The 22073-nt window shown below is 53.6% G+C and carries 19 protein-coding genes and 1 tRNA gene; 3 read left to right on the forward strand and 17 right to left on the reverse strand.

Annotation, left to right across the window (positions count from 1 at the left end; translation table 11 throughout):
- Positions 1 to 4: 4 nt before the first annotated feature.
- The 16 genes from Q1A74_RS11165 to gltX form a co-directional block, all read right to left on the reverse strand.
- Positions 5 to 1366 (reverse strand): glycosyltransferase, encoded by a 1362-nt coding sequence (locus Q1A74_RS11165; RefSeq protein ID WP_299595807.1) that lies wholly within the window; start codon positions 1364 to 1366, stop codon positions 5 to 7.
- Positions 1367 to 1386: 20 nt separating this feature from the next.
- Entirely contained in the window at positions 1387 to 2451 is a 1065-nt protein-coding gene (gene rfbB, locus Q1A74_RS11170) for a dTDP-glucose 4,6-dehydratase (RefSeq protein ID WP_299595810.1), read from the reverse strand.
- Between the two features lie 108 nt (positions 2452 to 2559).
- Positions 2560 to 3444 (reverse strand): dTDP-4-dehydrorhamnose reductase, encoded by an 885-nt coding sequence (rfbD, locus tag Q1A74_RS11175; protein WP_299596968.1) that lies wholly within the window; start codon positions 3442 to 3444, stop codon positions 2560 to 2562.
- A 1-nt stretch (position 3445) separates the two neighbouring features.
- Entirely contained in the window at positions 3446 to 3994 is a 549-nt protein-coding gene (rfbC, locus tag Q1A74_RS11180) for a dTDP-4-dehydrorhamnose 3,5-epimerase (RefSeq protein WP_299595812.1), read from the reverse strand.
- Between the two features lie 49 nt (positions 3995 to 4043).
- A complete protein-coding gene (rfbA, locus tag Q1A74_RS11185) occupies positions 4044 to 4958 on the reverse strand; it encodes a glucose-1-phosphate thymidylyltransferase RfbA (RefSeq protein WP_299595814.1) in 915 nt (304 codons plus the stop codon).
- Between the two features lie 153 nt (positions 4959 to 5111).
- On the reverse strand, positions 5112 to 6743 hold the full coding sequence (locus tag Q1A74_RS11190; RefSeq protein ID WP_299595816.1) for an SLBB domain-containing protein: 1632 nt from the start codon (positions 6741 to 6743) through the stop codon (positions 5112 to 5114).
- A 34-nt stretch (positions 6744 to 6777) separates the two neighbouring features.
- Entirely contained in the window at positions 6778 to 7980 is a 1203-nt protein-coding gene (locus Q1A74_RS11195) for a hypothetical protein (protein ID WP_299595819.1), read from the reverse strand.
- A 5-nt stretch (positions 7981 to 7985) separates the two neighbouring features.
- Positions 7986 to 8681 carry an ABC transporter ATP-binding protein gene (locus Q1A74_RS11200; protein ID WP_299595821.1) on the reverse strand — a complete coding sequence of 232 codons (696 nt, stop codon included), beginning with the start codon at positions 8679 to 8681 and terminating at the stop codon, positions 7986 to 7988.
- Positions 8678 to 9469 (reverse strand): ABC transporter permease, encoded by a 792-nt coding sequence (locus Q1A74_RS11205; protein WP_299595823.1) that lies wholly within the window; start codon positions 9467 to 9469, stop codon positions 8678 to 8680. The genes Q1A74_RS11200 and Q1A74_RS11205 overlap by 4 nt, the downstream gene beginning before the upstream one ends.
- Positions 9470 to 9758: 289 nt before the next feature.
- Complete coding sequence (gene rfbB, locus Q1A74_RS11210) at positions 9759 to 10835, reverse strand: dTDP-glucose 4,6-dehydratase (RefSeq protein WP_299595825.1); 1077 nt, start codon at positions 10833 to 10835, stop codon at positions 9759 to 9761.
- Entirely contained in the window at positions 10832 to 11707 is an 876-nt protein-coding gene (gene rfbD / locus Q1A74_RS11215) for a dTDP-4-dehydrorhamnose reductase (RefSeq protein ID WP_299595827.1), read from the reverse strand. The genes rfbB (Q1A74_RS11210) and rfbD (Q1A74_RS11215) overlap by 4 nt, the downstream gene beginning before the upstream one ends.
- Before the next feature lie 52 nt (positions 11708 to 11759).
- Positions 11760 to 12308, reverse strand: coding sequence for a dTDP-4-dehydrorhamnose 3,5-epimerase (rfbC, locus tag Q1A74_RS11220; RefSeq protein ID WP_299595829.1), 549 nt, complete (start codon positions 12306 to 12308; stop codon positions 11760 to 11762).
- 36 nt (positions 12309 to 12344) lie between these two features.
- The gene (gene rfbA, locus Q1A74_RS11225; protein WP_299595831.1) at positions 12345 to 13259 is read right to left on the reverse strand and encodes a glucose-1-phosphate thymidylyltransferase RfbA; all 915 of its coding nucleotides are present in this window, start codon (positions 13257 to 13259) and stop codon (positions 12345 to 12347) included.
- A gap of 166 nt (positions 13260 to 13425) precedes the next feature.
- Positions 13426 to 13501 (reverse strand) — tRNA-Ala (locus tag Q1A74_RS11230).
- A gap of 183 nt (positions 13502 to 13684) precedes the next feature.
- Complete coding sequence (gene galU / locus Q1A74_RS11235; protein WP_299595833.1) at positions 13685 to 14596, reverse strand: UTP--glucose-1-phosphate uridylyltransferase GalU; 912 nt, start codon at positions 14594 to 14596, stop codon at positions 13685 to 13687.
- Between the two features lie 311 nt (positions 14597 to 14907).
- On the reverse strand, positions 14908 to 16383 hold the full coding sequence (gltX, locus tag Q1A74_RS11240) for a glutamate--tRNA ligase (RefSeq protein WP_299595835.1): 1476 nt from the start codon (positions 16381 to 16383) through the stop codon (positions 14908 to 14910).
- Positions 16384 to 16709: 326 nt separating this feature from the next.
- Between gltX and Q1A74_RS11245 the strand changes: the two genes are divergently transcribed.
- Genes Q1A74_RS11245 through Q1A74_RS11255 form a run of 3 tightly spaced genes read left to right on the forward strand, consistent with a single transcriptional unit; the run spans position 16710 to position 20926 of the window.
- Positions 16710 to 17273, forward strand: a complete 564-nt coding sequence (locus Q1A74_RS11245; RefSeq protein ID WP_299595837.1) for a hypothetical protein — start codon at positions 16710 to 16712, stop codon at positions 17271 to 17273.
- Between the two features lie 54 nt (positions 17274 to 17327).
- The gene (locus tag Q1A74_RS11250; RefSeq protein WP_299595839.1) at positions 17328 to 19841 is read left to right on the forward strand and encodes a TcfC E-set like domain-containing protein; all 2514 of its coding nucleotides are present in this window, start codon (positions 17328 to 17330) and stop codon (positions 19839 to 19841) included.
- A complete protein-coding gene (locus tag Q1A74_RS11255) occupies positions 19838 to 20926 on the forward strand; it encodes a hypothetical protein (RefSeq protein WP_299595841.1) in 1089 nt (362 codons plus the stop codon). Before Q1A74_RS11250 ends, Q1A74_RS11255 begins: the two co-directional genes overlap by 4 nt.
- A gap of 22 nt (positions 20927 to 20948) precedes the next feature.
- Here Q1A74_RS11255 and Q1A74_RS11260 read toward each other — a convergent pair whose 3' ends face one another.
- Positions 20949 to 21623, reverse strand: coding sequence for a molecular chaperone (locus Q1A74_RS11260; RefSeq protein ID WP_299595843.1), 675 nt, complete (start codon positions 21621 to 21623; stop codon positions 20949 to 20951).
- Positions 21624 to 22073 lie beyond the last annotated feature (450 nt).

Genomic DNA, 22073 nt, shown 5'->3' on the forward strand with positions numbered 1-22073 from the left:
AACCTCAGATCACAAACTCTTGAGCAACCTTAGCTCTAGCACTATAAGACATAGCCTCCAAATCATAAGAGCCGTTCAACACCCCCATTAACACACTCAACCACTCTTCTTGGCTCTTACAAAGTAATCCATTAACACCATGTTCAATAACCGATCTAAATTCAGCAACTCGGCTAGCCACTACAGGAACCCCCTGAGATCCGGCCTCAATAAATTTAATATTCGATTTAGCGTCGTTGAAAATAGTACTTTCTAGTGGCACTAAAGCCAGATCGTGGTCAGAAATTATATCTAGCATACTCTCAAAGCTCACACGACCTACAACAGTTACATCACTAGAATAAACTTTGAACGGTTCTATATTGACACCTGTATTCCCTAAAAATGTCAAAGAAATCTTGTCGGGACACTCTTGTAAAAGCCGAATCAAGACACCATTTATTAGCGAGTAATCCTTTTTGTGAGTTGCGGTCCCCGAAAGATAAATTAGCTTCAACTTACGCTCACTAATTGTCGACAATCTTTCCGCTGGCTTACTGGAATCCCCCAACATTGAAGAGGGCAATTTGTTCGGAATTACTACCGTAGGCTTTCCAAGCCGTAAAAAATGCTCTGCAATAACTTTCGTACTACAGCGAAAACCATCAGCAAATGGGAGCAAAGCACTTTTATTTATTGCATTCTGTCTCGCGGGCTCCGCTTGGCTAACCTTTGACCTAACATGTCCGAGCGCACCGGAATATTCGGGAAGCAGCAAGTCATCAAAATCATACTCGACTTGAACCCCAACATTCTTTGCCAAACAAATCACAAATTTCGTTAGCTCAATGTTTTCAGGGCGAGAAAAAATAAGAACCTTACAATTGAATATCGCCCTGACAATCTTATCAATCCTCGTATTACCATCATAAACGAGACTTCCAGAATAACGCTGCCCCTGATACAGGCAACGATACTTAAATGACCCATCCCTACTGGGAGCGTTTGAAAAAAACACTTTGCGACCTGTCGAAATATAAAAGTCTCGACTCTCCCTAAAGCGCAAAACAGGAAAATATTTTCGCCCTTCTTTCACACCATAAGTAAAATAATGATCGACAGCATCCATCCCCGAAGCATAAACATCAGGGTTTGCATGATAGTAGGCTTCACTGTCTAGTAAAATTTCTCTTATATAACTTTCACCTAGATCACTTCTATCACGCGCAAGCTGCTTAACAAAAGTGGTCGGATCCTCTGCAACCCCTGAATCTGAGTTTGATCCCTGATATCTCACTATTGACTGTCGCTTTCCAACATGCTGATATGTGTCTGCGCCAGAATCATTTATCCAGCGTCGAAATTTAACTAAATTTCCTTTCAACATATAATGCCTCACCCGTAAAATTACTTAATTAATGCCCGCCACCAATCTTCGCGATCAAGATACCAATTCAAGGTTTTCTTAATACCCGTCTTGAATGTCTCACGTGGTGAGTAACCTAATTCATTTTCTGTTTTTTTAGGATCAATTGCGTAGCGACGGTCATGTCCTGCACGATCATCTACATAAGAGATAAGGTTTTTAGAATTTCCTTGAATTGCCATGCTCGCTAGGGGGAACCTCTCTAAAAGTTCCGGCCGACTCGCAAACTCCTTATCCATTAAGTCACAAATCAATTTGACAATATCGATATTTGCCCACTCGTTTACCCCGCCGATGTTATAGCATTCACCGACTAGGCCATTCTTAATAACCAACTCAATTCCGCGCGCGTGGTCCTCGACATATAGCCAATCCCTGATTTGTAGGCCATCTCCATAAATGGGCAACGGCTCGTCATGGAGGATATTGGTGATCACCAATGGAATAAGCTTTTCCGGGAAGTGGTAAGGCCCATAGTTGTTGGAGCAATTGCTCGTAGTGACATTGAGACCATAAGTATGGTGGTAGGCGCGCACCAAGTGATCTGATGCAGCTTTACTCGCTGAATATGGGCTGTTCGGCGCGTAAGGGGTCGTCTCGCTGAATGCGGAATCGTTGGGCCCCAGGGTGCCATACACTTCATCGGTGGATACGTGGTGAAAGCGGTGACTTTCATTGTTCAGCCCTTCATCCAGCCAGACCTTCTTTGCCGCTTTGAGCAGGCTGTGAGTACCGATGATGTTGGTTTCAATAAACGCATCCGGGCCGGTGATGGAGCGATCTACATGACTCTCGGCGGCGAAGTGCACAAGCGTGTCGATATGGTGTTCTTTAAGCAGGGTTTCTACCAGTGCGGTATCGCAGATATTGCCGTGGCTGAATACAAAATTCGGGTTGTCTGCCACGGGATCGAGGCTGGCCTTGTTACCGGCATAGGTAAGTGCGTCCAGTACGACTACCTTGTCTTGCGGGTATGTTTTCATCCAGTAATGGACAAAATTGGCGCCGATAAAGCCGGCGCCGCCGGTTACTAGCAGGTTGCTCATTTTTTGCAGTTCCGTTGGTCTTGGTCCCGGGTGTACGGGAGCAATCAGTTTTGAATTTGTTTTCTTAGTAGGGCATTACTATGCCGCAGTTCACCTGAAGGGATACTTCTACAAGTTGTGTGAAGCCAGAGCAGCCCTCAGTACTTGGCGCCAATGATTCAGCTCTACGCCGGCTTCCTTTGTTAGCCGGGTTTTATCCAGCACACTGTAGGATGGACGTGTTGCTGGGGTTGGGTAGTCGCTGGTGGCAATGGGGCCAATTTGTACTTCGCAGTCTTGAGGCAACAGGCCGGCGGCTTTGCCTTCTTCATAAATTGCGACGGCAAAGTCGTACCAGCTGGCAACACCAGCGTCGGCGCAATGATAAGTTCCACTGGCTTCGGGGGTTTGAGCCAATGCGTAGAGGCTCTTTGCAAGAGTCCCGGCCCAGGTGGGTGTTCCAATCTGATCAGCAACAATACCGAGTTGGTCGCGCTCGCTCATGAGACGCAACATGGTGGTGGCGAAGTTACTGCCCTTACTGTCGTAGACCCAGGCGGTGCGCACAATGATCGCTTCCGGCAGAATGGCTTCGATGGCCTCCTCGCCGCGCGCCTTGGTTTCGCCATATACACTGACGGGCTTACGGATATCTACCGGCTGGTATGGATTCGACTGCTTACCGTCGAACACAAAATCGGTGGAAACGTGAATCAGGCGAATTCCCAACTCGCGGCAGGCGAGAGCCAGATTTTCTGGACCGCGTGCGTTAATAGCGTGGGCTTGTTCTACTTCGGATTCGGCCTTATCGACCGCGGTGTAGGCGGCAGCGTTTATAACTACATCTGGTTTCGCCTCACTTAGGACAGAAAATACCTGTTCTTTGTCAGCGATATCCAAGGTTTCGCGGCCGTGGGCGATGACGGAAATATCCGCGGGTGCTTGCTTTTGCAGTTGCTGGCCCAGCTGGCCGTTTTTACCAGTGATCAAAATTTTCATTTTTCTTCCCTGCACATCAATCAAAGACGACTGCGTCTTTCAGCAGCTTGCCTTCGGCGTCTTTGGCGGAAAGCTTGGGCTGCTCGCCGTTGACCAGGGGCCACTCGATACCAATTTCCGGGTCGTCCCAACGCAGGGAGTGTTCGTGCTCCGGTGCGTAATAGTCGGTGCACTTGTAGACGAACTCGGCGGAATCGCTGGTGACATAGAACCCATGGGCGAAGCCTTCTGGAACCCAGAGTTGGCGCTTATTATCTTCGTTTAGTAGTACACCCACCCATTGGCCAAAAGTGGCGGAGCTTTTACGCATGTCTACGGCTACGTCAAATACTTCACCGGCGGTTACGCGCACCAATTTTCCTTGGGTGCTTTGGGTCTGGTAATGCAGACCGCGGAGAATACCTCGACTGGATTTGCTATGGTTATCTTGCACAAAGGTACGCTCGGCACATTCGCGGCTAAAGAAGTCCTGGCGGAAGGTTTCCAGAAAGAAACCGCGTTCGTCACCGAAAACTTTGGGTTCGATGATTTTCACATCAGGAATTTTTGTTTCTATTACTTTCATAATTCTGTTCGCCTGCAGGCAGGCTTCCACATCTTGTAATCAGGGCGAATTAACGTGAGAAAAGGTGGTCGGTTTTGGATTCGGCGAGAATCTGCATCAAGTATTCCCCGTAGCCGCTCTTAATCAGAGGCTTGGCCTGCTTTTCCAGGGCTTCTTCGTTGATAAAGCCTTTGCGGAACGCGACCTCTTCAGGGCACGCAATTTTCAGGCCCTGGCGCCGTTCGATGGTCTGTACGAACTGTGCGGCTTCCAGCAGGTTGTCGTGGGTACCGGTGTCGAGCCATGCGGCACCGCGGCCCATCAGCTCTACGTTTAGATTGCCCTGCTCCAGGTACATACGGTTGAGGTCGGTTATTTCGAGCTCTCCACGGTGGCTCGGTTTGATTTCTCGTGCCAGGTCGCAGACCTGGTTGTCGTAAAAATAGAGGCCGGTAACCGCGTAATTGGATTTTGGCTGCTCAGGCTTTTCTTCGAGGCTAATAACCTTGCCTGATTTATCAAACTCGGCGACACCATAAGCGCGAGGGTCAGCGACGTGGTAACCGAATACGGTGGCACCCTCGGTGCGTTGATCAGCACTTTTCAGAACTTCACTGAAGTGCTCGGCGTAATAGATGTTGTCGCCCAGCACTAGCGCACTAGGATTATTGCCAACGTGTTCGCGGCCGATCAGAAATGCTTGTGCAAGACCATCTGGAGACGGCTGAACCGCGTAAGTGATGTTGATGCCCCACTGGCTTCCGTCTTCCAGCAATTTCTGGAAAAGAGACTGCTCTTCCGGGGTGGTAATAATCAGGATATCCTGGATACCTCCCATCATCAGGGTGGTGAGGGGGTAATAAATCATCGGCTTGTCGTACACGGCCATCAACTGCTTGCTGACGCCTTTGGTCAGCGGATAGAGTCGAGTACCTGACCCGCCAGCCAGAATTATTCCTTTTCGTGACGAAGTTCCAGTTTTCATTCATTCCTCCAAGTACAATTTATTTAAAGTTGGACGACTACTGTGCAGAAATTTTAGGGTCAGTTATTTAATCTATTTGCCACGCAGCGCGATTAATTCTTCTGGCGGCCCGACCTACCTCCGAGCCGCCCCCTTCCAATTAGAATGACTTACCTAAAAAGACAATACTGCTGCAGTACCAACTGCAATACGGTACAAAATCTCCGTTACATCTTTGGTAACTTGCAACTCACTCGCCTGAATCTTTGGCATGATCATGATCTCGTCACCCGGGCGTAGCACACCCTTGAGACGATTATCAAATTTGCTTTCCTTTATGCGACTGATGGTTCCATCCATGTGCAGCACAACGAGTTCGTCGGAGTTTGCGTTATTGGAAAAACCACCAGCCAACTCGATGTAGTCTTCCAGGGTATTGCGCTCATCAAATATCAACGAAGTGGGGAACACCACTTCACCCACTACTGACACGGTGGACGAGCGCAAAGGAACGATCAGCGAGTCACCATCTTCAAGTAACATTTGCCCTGCGTTGGCATTGTTCGCCAGCACTACCTGCCCTCGCGGCCGAACATTTCGTGCCTTGGAAATAAAATTCTGGATCATGGAAGCCGTATCCTTAATTGACGCCTGGTCTGCTGTCGTCGTGGGTTGACGGGTCAGCGCTTCCATTTCCAAGGCATCCAGTGAACGCTCCAGTGCCACTTTCTGCTTTTTCGCCACGCTTTTGCGGTATAACTGAAGTGCAAATGCATCGGCATTATCCCGGTATCGCAACTTGTCAAGAAGGTCCTGCAGAGTAGCACCATACGGCAATACATAAGCGGCCGGTCCATTCACTTCGCCACTGACACGAACAGAGATACTGCTGACTTCACTATCGCTCACCAGCTCTACATGAGCACCTGGGTGCAATGGGGTACTCAGGGCCTCTTCCAGCGGGAGGTAACTCGCCTGCTGCTCGTTATCAATGATCTGGGTAATGCGTGCAAAATTGGCCTGCGGGTCGGGCTTGGCAACCAGCAGCATTTCGCCAAGGTGGGTGGCAGGACCCACAAACTCGATCTGGCCGGACTCCTGTACGGCGCCCTCTACGCTGATATAGCCCTTACGCGGCCCGACGACGATGGAATCTCCATTGCGCAATTGCAGCGCGGGCATTTGCCCCTCCACCAGGAAACGATAGAGGTTCACGCGGTGTAACTCTTTACCCTGGCGCAACACTTTGACATCGATGTAGCTGCCACTCTCGCGATTAATACCGCCGGCACTGTCGAGGTAGTACAGCACGGAATCCGATGAAAATCCGGGGTACAGGCCCGGGCTTTTCACAAAGCCAGTCACAAAGACTTTTACTGGCTGGCTAGCCTCAAGGTTTGCGTAGGCTTGTACATTACTCTTGAACACCCGCTTTACATGCCGCAGTACAAAGCTGTTGAGCTCACCGTTCTCAACACCTGCGACGTGTACCGGCCCAACTTCCGGAATAAAAATATTCCCCTGTGCATCCACGGTCAGCACTGCGTTAAAGCTGTAGGCTCCCCACAGTTGCAGGGCAATCTGGTCGCCCACGGTAATGTGATAGCCGCCATTGAAGCCGCTAAAGGGCTGGTCTTTAAAGGCACCTTTGAACAGGGATTCGCCGAAAACGGGGAGATGGCCCCCCGTGGACACCTGCAGCCGGTCTTTTTCCAGCTGCTGGGTATCCAGCGCAACGGCACTGGCACTGAGCCCGGTGGCTACAAGCGCGCTGATCACCCAACGCTTTATCAATGTTTTTGTCATAACGCTTATCAAATCTGGGGATTAAATGTTCCGCTTACACACGGTGATCACGAATACTGGCGACCAGCATTTTGCCGATGCCGTACAGCAGTAACAGAATCACTGCCAGGCTCGTAAGGTTGTACAGCTTATGCGGATACTCCGGGTCTTCTGCAATGGAAGGCTGGCTGATTACCATCAAATGCTTCAACTTGCCCGAGGCCTCCATACGTGCGGTTTCCAGAGCCGTGAGCGATGCCTGATAGGCATCCATGGCAAACTGCAGGTCCAGCTGTAGATTTTGGAAGTGGGCGTTGAGGCTATTGAGGCGCTCTTCGCCACCTTCTTCAGCCACTCCGACAAGGCGGATTTTTTCCGCCTCAATTTGTTGCTGTAGGGAACTGATCTCCGCCTGCAGGGAAATCACCTGAGAGGAATCCGAGTGCAGGTAGGTTTTTGCCGCCGTGAGCTTCGCCCGAAGCTCGGCGAGCTTGGCCTCCAGTCCCTGGATAATGGCGCCGATACCTTTCGTCAGTTCTTCCGGGCTGACGACCTGATTCCGGTTCTGAAAATCCAGGATTTTTTGCTTGCTGGTACGCAGCTTGGTCTGCGCAAGCTCCAGCTCACTGCGCACAAATGATACCTGCTTGTCGGCGAGCTGATTACTGATGGCATTGACAAAATCTTCCGACTTGCGGATTACCGTTTCTACCAGCCACTGTGCAAATTCCGGCTCAAAACCCTGCATTTCAATACTGATGATGCCAGTGGTTTCGTCATGTGCTACAGCGATATGCGCGCGATAGTATTCGAGGTAATCTTCCTGCGAAGCATCCACGGGAAGCCGCGAGAACATATCGTACTCATCGCTCTTGAAATACGCAGCAAGCCCCAACTCTTGGTCCAGATACAGGGCCATATCCAGTGACTGGACATAGTTCACCACCAGAAAGGCGTCTTGGTTGTCACTTCCCATACCTGGCACCAGGAACCCAAGGCTCGATGACATTCCCTGACTGCTGCTGTTGTCTTTTACGATCAGCTGCGTGGCGCTGACGTAGCGGTCTGAAACCCAAAACAGGTAATAACCACTGACAAATAGCAGTGGCAGCAAGACAAACAGTGCCAGGCCAGCCCAGCGGCTGGCGCGCGCAGGCGATGCACCGACACTTGCCGCAGACAGCTTCCGCAGTATTTTTTTTGCTGTATTGGCCGCTTTTGTTTGGCCGGTCGCCGGTGCTTTTTCTACTGTTTCCATAACTCTTACTTTTGTCCGCCCGCGGCAGTCTGCGCGGGCTTGGGAATCCCCTGCTGGTACAGGGAAATCGCTTCTTGAACGGTATCGAATATCTGCAAGCCGGAGGGGCCAAGATAAATTCCCACGTCACAGTTTTTTTTCAACGTCGGCATGCTGTGGGCGACGATGATGAAATTCGCGGTTTTGCGCTTTTCTGCGATCACCTGCTCGCACTTGTGCTTGAAGTGCGCATCCCCTACCGACATCACCTCATCCACCAGGTAATAGTCAAAATCCACTGCAATGCTCAGGCCAAATGCAAGGCGCGAGCGCATACCGGAGGAGTAGGATTTAACCGGAGCATCGAAGTAGTCCCCGATCTCGGCGAACTCCTGTACTCGATCCAGTACTTTGCGCTTTGCGCTGCCCCAGATTCCGTGGAGCCCACAAATAAAGGCGGCATTTTCACGCCCCGTCATACTCCCCTGAAAACCGCCGGAAAGCCCCATTGGCCAGGAGATACGCTGGTCGGTAATCACCATGCCGGAATCCGGGTAATCAATCCCACCCATGATACGAAGCAAGGTGGACTTGCCCGCACCATTACGTCCGAGAATGCCGATATTTTTCCTCTCGGGGAAAACCGCATTCACATTCCGAAACAGCACCTTGCGGCCCGCCGGCGTCTTGAAGGACTTGGTCAGGTTCCGCAATTCGATCATTGGCTGCGCACCAGGTCACGCCACTGGCTGCGGTAAACCAATAACCCAAACGAGAGCATGACCAGCGAGCTAGTTGCCAGATAGGGCAGATCGGCGAACATTCCGTGATAACTGGCGAACAGCCCTTCACGGGTCAGCTCGATCATATGCAGCAGCGGGTTCCAAGAGAGATAGCCGTGATACTCCTGCGGCACCTGCTCCAGCGAGAAAAACACCCCAGAGATGAAATACAACGGCCGAACAATCATCGGCGCAAACTTGGCGACCTCAGGAAGTTTTGTGCCCACCACACACATGGTGAGACTGATCCCCAGGCAGAAGCAGAAAAACAGCAGGTTGATTCCGACCAGCAGCAGGAAATCATTGAAACGGGCGGTGACACCGAACCAGGCGAGAATGACCAACAGCACAACAAGGCTGAACAGGTAGATGGCGAATTCCAGCAGTACCCGGGTGAGCACGGCATCAAATGGCCGCAACTGACGGTAGTTGAACAGGCCGCGGTTGGATTCGACTGCCGCCACTCCTTTACTGAAGCAATTGCTGAAGTAAATAAATGGCGCGATCCCTGCCAGCATAAACAGCATGGTGGGAATACCAGGGTAAAACTCCGCACCTGTAAAACTGAAAATTGCCGCCAGTAGCATGATGTGCATGGCTGGCTCCAGCAACACCCACGCATAACCCAGACGCCACTTGCCAAAGCGGGTCTTCATTTCGCGGATCAGGAGTGCGCGAATTACGTCACGCTGGATCTGCCAGGGGCTGCGGTGGATGGAGGGTTGCATGTTGAGCGTTCGGATTCTTATTACTTCTGGCTACTTCTACGGCACCCCACCCCGATGATCGCAACCACCTCAGGAGCACCACTGTCAAGAGATCCTTCTCTAATTTCCTCGGCCACACCAAGAAATTGTGACGAGCTTCCATGCAGCAGGCGCGAAATTGTACAGCAGTCGGTCGTCCGATTCACGTCTAATTCAATTACAGACCATTACAGACTGTATGAATTTGTATCAGTGCCGAAGCATCAGCAACTCAATTGCGGTTAAGTTTTAGGCAGGCAAAGGGCGGTCTTCAATTTTTAGACGGGTGTACTAACGTGGCCCACCAGGACTCGCTCTGCAGGTACCACTGGATGGTTTTCTCAATTCCCGAGGAAAAAGATTCCACCGGCTGGTAGCCGAGCTCACGGCGAGACTTGGACGGGTCGATGGCGTAGCGACGGTCGTGACCGGAGCGGTCAGTCACGTAGGTGATGAGCTCGGCAGAGTGCCCATCTTTCGCGCGGCCCGCGTGCGGGAATCGGTCACTTAGCTCTGGATTACTGGCGAATGCTTTATCCACCAGCTCACAGATCAGTTTGACGATATCGATATTGGCCCACTCATTAATACCGCCGATGTTGTAGCACTCCCCCAGCTCGCCTTTTTTGATCACCAGGTCGATACCGCGCGCGTGGTCTTCCACATAGAGCCAGTCACGGATCTGCTGGCCATCGCCGTATATAGGCAGGGGCTTGTCGTGCAGGATGTTGGTAATGACTAGCGGGATCAGCTTTTCCGGGAAGTGGTAGGGCCCGTAGTTGTTGGAGCAGTTGCTGGTGGTGACCTTCAGGCCGTAGGTGTGGTGGTAGGCGCGGACCAGATGGTCAGACGCGGCCTTGCTCGCGGAGTAGGGGCTGTTGGGTGCGTATGGAGTGGCCTCGCTAAAGGCGGGATCATTGGGTTCGAGGGTGCCGTATACCTCATCGGTGGAGACGTGGTGGAAGCGGTGGCTCTCCTTGTTCAACCCCTCCTCCAGCCAAATTTTTTTTGCCGCCTTCAGCAGGCTATGAGTACCAATGATATTCGTTTCAATAAACGCATCGGGACCCGTGATGGAGCGGTCTACATGGCTCTCTGCAGCGAAGTGCACCAACGTATCAATTCGGTGTTCTTTGAGCAGCGTTTCTACCAGCGGGGTATCGCAAATATCGCCGTGGCAAAAGGTGAAATTGGGGTTATCCGCAACAGGATCCAGGCTGGCTTGATTGCCAGCGTAGGTGAGCGCGTCCAGAACAACAACGTTGTCTTGAGGGTAGGTTTTCATCCAGTAGTGGACGAAGTTGGCACCGATAAAGCCGGCTCCGCCGGTTACGAGTAGATTGCTCATTTTTGCAGTTCCGTTGAATTGAGTGCGGCCCTTAAAACCTGGCGCCAGTGTTTCAGCTCTACACCGGTGTCTTTTACCAGGCGGCTCTTGTCCAGCACGCTGAATGCGGGGCGGGCGGCAGGCGTTGGGTAATCCGCTGCTGTTATGGGGCTGATTTGCACCTGTTTGCTTTCTGGCAACAGGCCGGCGGCCCTGCCCTCTTCATAAATGGCTACGGCAAAGTCATACCAGCTGGCGGCGCCGGCGTCGGTGCAGTGATAAATGCCACTGGCTTCGCGGTTTGCCGCCAGCGCATAGAGTGATTGCGCCAGGGTACCGGCCCAAGTGGGGGTTCCGATCTGGTCGGCCACCACGCCCAGCTGATCGCGCTCGCTCATCAGGCGCAGCATGGTGGTCGCGAAGTTGCCCCCCTCGCGATCGTAGACCCACGCGGTGCGTACGATGATGGCTTCGGGCAGGATGGCCTCAATGGCTTCTTCGCCACGGGCTTTGCTTGCACCGTATACGCCCAACGGACACCGGGTATCTTGTGGCTGATAGGGCCGGGACTGTTTACCGTCAAAAACGAAATCGGTGGATACGTGAACCAGGCGAATGCCCAACTCCCGGCAAGCTAACGCCAGGTTTTCGGGGCCGCGGGCGTTGATCAGGTGAGCCTGCTCGCAATCGGATTCGGCTTTGTCTACGGCAGTGTAGGCAGCGGCATTGATAAGCAGGTCTGGCTGCTCTTGCTTAAGGACGGTGAACACCTGTTCTTTATTGGCGATATCCAAGGCGTCACGGCCGTAGGCGATAATGGTGCTATCGGCGGGGGCTTGCTTTTGGAGCTGCTGCCCCAGTTGGCCGTTCTTACCGGTGATTAGTATTTTCATTTTTTGAATTGTTCGCCTGCAGGCAGGCTCCTACAGGTATTTCCGAGGTGAGTTAGTCGAAGGTGACGGCGTCTTTCAGAAGCTTGCCTTCGGCGTCTTTGGCGGAAAGCTTGGGCTGCTCTCCATTTACCAGAGGCCATTCGATACCGATTGCGGGGTCGTCCCAGCGCAGGGAGTGCTCGTGCTCAGGAGCGTAGTAGTCGGTGCACTTGTAAACGAACTCGGCGGACTCACTGGTAACGTAGAAGCCGTGGGCGAAGCCTTCCGGCACCCAGAGTTGACGCATGTTGTCGCTGTTCAGCAGTACGCCCACCCATTGGCCGAAGGTGGCGGAGCTTTTGCGCAGGTCTACGGCGACGTCGAACACTTCGCCGGCGGTGACGCGCACCAGCTTGCCCTGGGTACTCTGGGCCTGGTAGTGGAGGCCACGCAGGATACCCTGACCGGATTTGCTGTGATTGTCTTGCACGAAAGTGCGCTCGGCGCACTCGCGATTAAAGAAGTCCTGGCGGAAGGTTTCCAGGAAGAAGCCGCGTTCATCGCCGAAGATTTTGGGTTCGATGATTTTTACATCGGGAATGCTGGTTTCTAATATTTTCATTGTTTGCTCGCCTGCGGGCAGGCTCCTACGTGGTCTTTAGCGTGTGAAGCGGTGGTCGCGAGCGGACTCGGCAATCAGCTGCATCAGGTATTCGCCGTAACCACTCTTCATCAGAGGCTGGGCCTGTTTTTCCAGCATTTCAGTATCGATAAAGCCTTTGCGGAATGCGACCTCCTCCGGGCAGGCCACCTTCAGGCCCTGGCGGCGCTCGATGGTCTGCACAAACTGGGCGGCTTCCAACAGATTGTCGTGGGTGCCGGTGTCCAGCCAGGCGGAGCCGCGGCCCATCAACTCGACATTCAGTTTGCCCTGCTCCAGGTACATGCGGTTGAGATCGGTGATTTCCAGCTCACCGCGGTGGCTGGGCTTGATTTCCCGTGCCAGGTCGCACACCTGGTTGTCGTAAAAATAAAGGCCGGTTACGGCGTAGTTGGACTTTGGCTCTGCAGGCTTTTCTTCGATGCTGATCACTTTGCCGTTACTGTCGAATTCGGCAACGCCGTAGGCGCGCGGATCGGCAACATGATAGCCAAACACCGTGGCGCCCTCTGTTCGCTGGTCCGCACTTTTTAGCACTTCGTTGAAACGTTCCGCGTAGTAGATGTTATCGCCCAGCACCAGCGCGCTGGGGTTGTTACCCACGTGCTCGCGCCCGATCAGAAATGCCTGGGCCAGACCATCCGGGGATGGCTGCGCCGCATAAGAAATATTGATGCCCCACTGACTGCCATCTTCCAGCAGCTTCTGGAACAGTGACTGCTCATCCGGCGTGGTGATAATCAGAATATCCCGGATACCGGCCATCATCAGCGTGGTAAGCGGGTAGTAGATCATGGGCTTGTCGTAGACCGCCATGAGCTGCTTGCTGACACCTTTGGTCAGCGGATACAGACGGGTGCCGGAACCCCCGGCCAAAATAATGCCTTTTCTCGTCGCATTCCCTGTGTTCATTCACTCCCCCAATTGAGTTATCTGCATGCTTATTGGTCGAATAATTTACAGTAATTCCGCGGCTGTATTAACCTCGACGCGTTCACTGCTCCAACTTCCGTGTGGTTTCGCGGAGCGCGGCCAAAACAAAAAAGGCCGCATCCTTTCGGATGCGGCCTTTTAAATTTGGTGGAGCCTAGCGGGATCGAACCGCTGACCTCAACACTGCCAGTGTTGCGCTCTCCCAGCTGAGCTAAGGCCCCATATTTGGGTTGCTTTCACACTTGGGTTTCCCCCGAAAGCGAGGCGCATTTTAACAGCGACCCTTCGGGTGTCAACCAGAAAAAACAACTTTTCAAATCAAATAGTTAGCTTCGCTCAGACAGCCTGACACTGAACCCGGGGTCAGCCGCCTGCCCCGGGCACTTCCACTCAGGCTTCGACCCTCAGGCCACCGCTGCTTCGCGCTGCTTCTGGCCTTCGAGGAATTCGCGAAGGCCGGCGCCGATATCGGCGTGGTGCAGGCCGTACTCAAACTGGGCCTTCATGTAGCCCAGCTTGTTGCCGCAGTCGTGACTGTGACCAACGATCCGGTAAGCTTCTACGCTCTGCACCTTGAGTAACTCGTCGACGGCGTCGGTCAGCTGGATTTCACCACCAGCACCCGGCTGGGTCTGGTCCAGCAGAGACCAGATTTCTGCGGGCAGCACGTAGCGGCCCACAACGGCCATGTTGGATGGAGCCGCATCGACGCTGGGCTTTTCTACCATGCCGTCGATTTTGGCTACGCCGCCTACTTTCAGGTCTGCGCCGAGGCAATCCACAACGCCGTATTTGCTCACTTCTTCCCACTCGACCGATTCAACCATGATTTGGCTGGCACCGGTCTGCTCAAAGTTGCGCACCATGGCTGCGAGATTGGTGTTGGTGAGGTCAGCTGCATATTCATCCACGAGGACGTCTGGCAGCAGTACCGCAAACGGGTTGTCACCAACCACGGGACGCGCGCAGGAAATGGCATGACCGAGGCCTTTGGCTTCGGCCTGACGCACGGAAATCACCGTCACATCGCGCGGGATGATTGCGCGGACTTCTTCCAGCAGCTGACGCTTGAGGCGATTTTCCAGCTGGGCTTCCAGCTCGAATGAGGTGTCGAAGTGGTTGGTGATGGCGTTTTTACTGGCGTGGGTGACCAGGACAATTTCCTTGATCCCCGCTTTGACCGCTTCGTTTACCACGTACTGGATCAGCGGCTTGTCGACGATCGGCAGCATCTCTTTCGGGATGGCCTTGGTGGCCGGCAACATACGGGTCCCCAAACCCGCCACTGGGATGACTGCTTTTTTAACTGTGGTCATAAACTTTTCCTTATTAGTCGAAGTACTTCCCGGTTAATCCTTTAAACCTCTTGATGGCGGGATTCTAACCATGAAATGTGACAGTTGTCACACAAAGAGAGCAGTTAGGCGCCAAGTGTTTCTTTTGAGGCCACCAGGGCCTCGATGCTTTGATAATTAGATAGGCAATAAAAATGCCACCCTGGTTTGGGAGAGCAGCATTTGTTTGGTCGAGCGCGGAGTAGTAAGCGCTTGTAGGAGCCGGCCGTGCAGGCGAATGGGGGCCGGCTTTCGCCAGGTTCGCCTGCAAGCAGGCCCCTACAGGGGGTAAATTATCCGAGAGAAGCGAACTCTTTTTCCCAGCGCTTTAGCACCTTCTTGCCGGCCCCGCCCAGCACATCAATCGCCTGGCGCAGGCGGGCGCGGCTGAGATCCGGGCCAAGCAGACCCATCGCGTCCATGACCGAGAAGCTGGCGGTGGTGCCACTAATGGCCACAAATAACGGCGCGTTGAAGTCCTTGAGCTTGATATCCATCTGGGTAGACAGCTCTTTCACCGTGGCGAAGATGTTGTCTTTACTCCAGCTACGCAGGGCTTCCAGCCGCCACAGGGTGAACTGGAGCAGCTTCTTCTGCTCATCCAGCTCCAGGCGGTTGCCCGCAAAGCTATCTTCGGTCAGCGGCAGTTGGCCAGCGGCGAGGAAGCTCACCAGGGGCATGAAGTCGCCGAAGGTTTCCATCCGCCCTTTAGCCTGGGGCAGGACTTTGAGCAGGTTCTCACGGTTCAGCAACCATTGCTGCAGGCGGTCAGCCAGCTGTTCGTCTTGCAGCTCGCGGATCCACAGGCCGTTCAGCCAGCTCAGTTTTTCTACATCGAATACCGGACCACCGAGAGACACGCGCTGAATGTCGAAGTGCTTGAGCATCTCGTCGAGGGTGAATTTCTCGCTCTCATCCGGCATCGACCAACCCATGCGACCGAGGTAGTTCAGCAGAGCCTCGGGCATAAAGCCAGCGCGCTGGTAATAAAGGATAGAGGTGGGGTTCTTACGCTTGGACAGCTTGGTCTTGTCCGGATTACGCAGCAGCGGCAGGTGGCACAGCACCGGCATTTCCCAACCAAAGTATTCATACAGCAGCTTGTGCTTGGGGGCGGAGTTGATCCACTCCTCGCCGCGCAGCACATGGGTGATCTCCATCAGGTGATCGTCAACCACATTGGCCAGGTGGTAGGTGGGCATGCCGTCGGACTTGAGCAGGATCTGGGCGTCTACCTGGGCCCAGTCGATCTCGATGGCGCCGCGCAGCAGGTCTTCCACCACGCAGGTGCCGGATTCCGGCACATTCATGCGCACCACATAGGGCTCACCGGCCGCCTTGCGCTTTTCTACCTCTTCCGCGGGCAGCGCCAGGTCGGAGGGCTTGAGGGTTGCCTTGCCGGATTCCTTCAGCTGCTCGCGCAACTGATCCAATTCTTCCGCTGTACGGTAACAATGAAAGGCATGACCTTTGGCGACCAGCTCATCACAGTGCTTTTTATATATGCCACCGCGTTCGCTCTGGCGGTATGGGCCATGCGGACCACCCACGTCCGGACCTTCCTGCCAGTCGAGCCCCAACCAGCGCAGACTGTCCAGAATTGCCTGCTCGGACTCCGGGGTACTTCGAGCCTGGTCAGTATCTTCGATACGCAGAACAAACTGGCCACCTTGGGCCTGGGCAAAGCACTGGTTAAACAGCGCGATATAAGCGGTACCTACGTGTGGATCACCGGTGGGGGATGGAGCAATGCGGGTTCTTACGGTCATTGGAAGCCTGATGTTGGACTGGTGACTAATAAAGGAAGATAGATCTTAGAGGCGCGGCATTATATCGCCGAGATCCAGGGGCGCACAGGGGGCAGACCCAGGCGAACCGAAACCTGTATTACCTGACAAGTCGACCGCTCTCGGCCAACGTGAAAATATCTTTAGAAAAATTCCGTGACTCGAGTCACAGAATCGGTATTATCGCGTCACAGTCGACGAAACTGGAGGATTTTCCGCCAATTTGCTGTAGCCGACGCCAGGGAACGCCCATAAGATGCGCGCCCGATAACCAATAACCCTACAACAACACTTGGGGATACTCTGAAATGTCTAAAGCTCTTCGCTCAATGCTCGCAATCGCGGTATCTGCCGTGTCATTCGGCACCATTGCCGCGACCAACCCCGACGCAGCAACAGCAAATGAATCCGAAGGCGATTTTACTATTACTATGGGCCTCGCTCCGTATATCGTTGTGAATCACTTTAACGATCTGGCACTGACTGTAGACCCCGCTGTAGGTGCAACTGGTCAGGAAGACATCTGCGTAGGCGGCTACGGTTTTCCCGATTACAGCATTAGCTTCTCGAGCGCAAACAGCAGCACCGGCATGCCGTTTGCCTTGAAAGGTGATTCGACAGGCTCCACTGACTTCGTACCCTACTCTGTCGAATTTGCAGACAGTGTCACCGCCTCTACTGGCGACAGTGTTCTCGCTGATGGCACGACAGGTACAGGCGTACGCTATGCACGCACTGCAACCGTGACTGACTGCCTCGATACCGCAACAGACAATGCACGTATCTTTATCGCGGTTGATGCAAACGACTGGCAAGGCGTTAGCGAGCAGTCTTTCACTGACACGCTGACCGTCACCGTTAGCGCCATCTAACCTGGTGCGCCCGCCGTCAATCTCTGACCGCGGGCATATACGGGCTCAACGACAATGAAGCGCGCCATTGTAACTGGACTGCTAGCACCGGTTTTAATTGCGCCGGGCCTCGCCTGCGCCACGACCGCTTTCATTTTGGAAACCGGAACGCCTGCGGGCTTCGAGGATCTGTCGGAAGCCCGCCCCTTGGTAGTGGACGTCTACTATGGTGGCCAGTTAATTGGAACGGCCACCGCATCTGTAGACCCCGGTTTTATCGAATTCGTGGTACCTGAGGCACTCATTCCACTGTTGCCGGAAACCTTAGCACCAGATCGACTGATTTCAGCACTCTCACAACCACTCCCCCGAAATGCCCGCAAAATTTGCCGATCGGCAAGCCATTCCGGATGCGGCTACCTGGCTCCGGCAGAGTACAAGGACGCGGGCCTTATCTTTGACGAAAGCCGCTTTCGTGTGGACTTGTTCCTCGCGCCTGATTTACTGCCCAGGCAATCTGCGATTTCCGATCCGTTTCTACCCGAGTCAAGCACTGGTTTTTCGTTTATCCAAAACCTTGCTGGTACCTGGTCAGGCGTGCGCAGCGAATCCGGGGAGGACGCGCACAGCTCAGCGCTGCTTGGGGATACGATCCTGAGCTACGGAGAGCATGGGTTACACAGCCAGTGGGCGCTTACTGACGAGCAGTCACAGGTGTACCAGCTGTACTGGAATCACGATTACCGTGGTCACGCCTGGTCCGCTGGGCTGATTTACCCAGAGAGTGATATTGGTGGATTTGCACTCTCGCCCCAGCTCTATGGGATCGAGTACCGCAGTTCTACAAACAGCCGGACTGACCAGCGGTACACCCAGGGCGCACCGCTTGAAGTAAATATGCCGGTGCGAGGCAGGGTTGAGGTCCGTCGCGATGAGCGCCTGGTCCACTCTCAACTGCTGGAAGCCGGAAACCGGCTTTTAGATACCTCCTCTATGCCTAGCGGCGCGTACGAGGTTGAAATCCGCACGTTCGACGAAAGCGGCCGTCTCCTGGGCGAGTTCAGACAATTTTTTGCCAAAGATGCCCGTTTACCCGCACCGGGAGAATGGCGCTGGGCCATTCAGGCCGGTCAACCCGTCCGCCATACTACCGATATGCATTTGCCGGAAGCACTGGACGATTACATTACTCAGGTAGGGCTGGCACGGCGCCTTTACGACAACACGAGCGTTTTTGGCAATTTCGCCACCACAACGGATGAACAGCTGATCGAACTCGGCAGCCGCTGGGTAGGGCCCGGTCTGGAAATTGCACCGAGTGTCGTTCACACCGCCGATGGACGCAGCGGCTTTCGTTTGAATATGCTGGCCCGAATTTCGGGTATTACTGTAAGTGCATCAGAAGCGAGGCTCGATGCCGCCCCTCCGGTTGATCGTTCGAGCAATCGCTATCCGCTGCTCAGCTCAGGTTACCGCCAGAGAAATTTCGCACTCAGTGGCAACGCGCTCGACTGGCGTTATACGTTGCGCCATACCGAGAGAGACAACCGCTTTTATACACTTCAGGGAAGCTACCTGCCGGCGCCTTATGGCGATTCCGCACAGAAGCTCTCCACCTTGGAATTTCGCCGCAATATATTACGCAGCGCCAATTGGTTAGGGGATGTGACCCTGACACACAGTATTGCGGACGGAGAGCATCTGACCCTGGCCAGTGTCGAGTTCCGCTTCAATGGCAATCAACGCAACCACAGCGCCAGATTACAGGCCGGCCAGGGGCGCGGCGCTCCAGGTACCCGCGCAGCATTTACGTCGCATTGGCACAACGCTCCCTCCGCCACCATGCGCGTCGATCAGCAGATCTCCGGCGAATTAAGTGAATACGGTTCGTATCTGGGGGGGCAGTTCGCTGTATCCGGTAGACGCGGACGAGCCAGTGCCACAGCCGCTTATCGGAATGGTGACGAGTACCAGTCTTTCAATTATCTGGGCAGTTTCAACACCAGTGTATTGAGCACTGAGAATACGTTCGCCTGGGGCGGAGACAATACACTCGACAGCGCAGTGGTTGTCGGGATCGATGGTGGCGATGATCAACCATTTGAAATCCTGGTAGACGGCGTACGCCGTGGAACCGCAGTCGCCGGTGAGCGTTCCGTTATTCGATTACCGGCCTTCGGTAGCTACGACTTGCAGCTGAAACCAATGGCGGATGGATTCTTCGACTATCGCGAATCGCAGCAGACAGTCACTCTTTATCCCGGGAATGTAGCCAAAACCAGTTACGCCGTTGAAACCATCGTTCTGGTGCTCGGCCGATTGGTGAAAGATGGCACACCACTCGCCAACACGCGCATTTCCATTGGTAAGCACAGTACCGTTACTGACGAATTCGGTGTATTTCAGATGGAAATGCCGGTCAGGCCCGGCAAGCTGCAATCCCCTCCGGTGATTTGGGGCAACTGCCGGGTGCCACTGCCAACACAGAGTGCCGGTGAGCACTGGCTCAACCTGGGCGTGGTCAACCTCGATTCAGAGAAGTGCACTGCCGAATCAGAAAAGTATGCAGCCAATGGAGGGAGCAATTGATCATGGCACTATTTCGCCTTTTCACGGTACTTCTCGTTCTGGTAATGCTGCCACTATCACAGGCTTCAGCGCAGCGAAGCTATTCCGGCAATACTCTGGGCTGCGTCTCCGGGGTACCCGAGGTAAGCAGCCAGGATCTGAACGCAGACCGCGGTTTGGGCGTATGTAACGAGAAGCCCATACACCAGCTACAATTTGTGCCCGGGCGCCAGGATCTCGGCACTATTGATTTTTTTATTCGTAGTTGCTGGTCGTGGCATTTTTCAAACCCATGTTTGACGAACACATCCGGCAACAATTTCGGGCGCTACAGCGTAGAAGTCGGCGACACTTCTCTAGAAGAAGGTCTCATTTATCTTACCGGAACAAATGGCGATTCATTGAAAGTGACCCTGGAGTTTGTGCACCCTGCACGTCCAGCGGAGCCACTTACACCCGGTGTCGAAACCACCACACTCTATCCAGGTGTCACTGATTCTCGGGCGGGGCCGGTATCTATTCGTGTATCTCTCGCGCCGGGAGAAAGCCTCATTTCCGACAGTTATAGCGGTAGCTTCGACTTGTATGTTTATCAGTGTGAATGGTGGGAGTGGAGACCCCTGTGTAAAAACGCTCCGGGTGAAGGCGGTGCACCGGCGCTGCTGGCACAACCAGTACGCTTTCAAGTAGGGATGAATCCCGACCCCATGATCAAAATCAGCGGGCTGGAAGACATGGTGATCGACGGGAGCGGAAGTGGCGATATCACTGCGAACCAGACGTTCTGCGTATTCACCACCGATAGCGCTGAATTCAATATCCGCGGTGACAGTCTGAATGGAGACGGTTCCTTCCTGTTGCGGGGGGAGTCAATTACCGAGGAAGTGATCCCATACTCGGTGCGGGTACAGCGTCTTGGGAATACCCGCAGGCCGAGAAACCTTACCGAAGGACAAGTTGCCAGAAAGTGGCCGGGATCGAATCAAGAGAACTGTGGCGGGCAGGAGAATATGCAGATTGAAATAGGCATAGACCGCAGCGATATTGGAAACCCGACTGACACCCTCTATCAGGATGTGCTCACATTGACGGTCACAACTGAATAATCCGCCCTCCGCGTCAGTCGTATCACAGTGGGAGTTCAACAGTTTTCATTTCACGCCCACGCACACGCAGTCGAAAAAATCCATCCGTGAGATCATCCACCCATTCATCTTCTATGAGCAGACGTGCCCCAGCATAAATCCGGCCGCGGGTTTCCATCGGCTTACATTCCTGCGCCTGGCAGTATTCCATTGTCACCACCTCCGCATTGACATTGCCGTGATTGGCCAATGTCAACTGAGCATCCTGACGCTCTAAAGAGACCTGGAACTCTCCCCCCTCAGGCTGCACAAAGACCAATACCTGATAGGCCACCAGAATTTTTAACGCATTCTTTTCTGACTTCAGTTCGCCGACCACAGGTTTGAAGGTTACGCGGTAAACCTGCTCTTTTTCCAGGTTACGATCCAGGGGCATTAACCTGAAGCGCTTGTTCTCTCCCGCGGGAATTACGGCTCGTGAAGGGCTCACCAACAATCGGAACTCGTCAGGGTTGATCACCCGGACACGCTTCTCCGTAGGTAGCCCGGGGTTGTCGACACGATATATTTCCGTCTGCAAATACAGTGTTTCCTGATCCGGATTGGAGACAACGATATCTTCCCTGGCATTGGGCAGATCATCGAGATAGACAATAATTTTATCGAGAGACATGGCCGCCAGCACTGGCTGTGCGAGCAGTAACAACAGTAAAGTCACAAATCGTTTCATGGGACCTGGAGAGTATGCTAATAGATTACCCAATTCTATCGCCCATGCCCTATCGGAGCCACTCCCACAGCCTACTCCGCGACAATAAAAACCAGCTTTACTGCCTGTGACCCCGCCAGGGGAATACACAGTCTCCTTGGCTTGCCGATAGTCACCGCATCTGCACTCGGGGGTTGATCAATATCCCGGATATAGACGTGATATGGGAGTCCGGGCATGCGGTTTATACAAAGGTTGTCGATACCCCCATAAGCACCCGCCCCCAGAGAGACAGAAATCGGTAAATTCAGCGAAATTTTGGCTGACTCCGTCGCTCGTAGAGCAGTTTCTGCTCCCCCGGGTATCTGGGGGAATACCAACAATAGTACCGTCCCGAGTAGGCTCGACCTTCCATACCTCATAGCGCGGAATCCCCAGTTTACTACTGGCAGCCAGTTC

Origin of the sequence: uncultured Microbulbifer sp., from assembly GCF_947504145.1 — a bacterium.
Lineage (GTDB): Bacteria > Pseudomonadota > Gammaproteobacteria > Pseudomonadales > Cellvibrionaceae > Microbulbifer.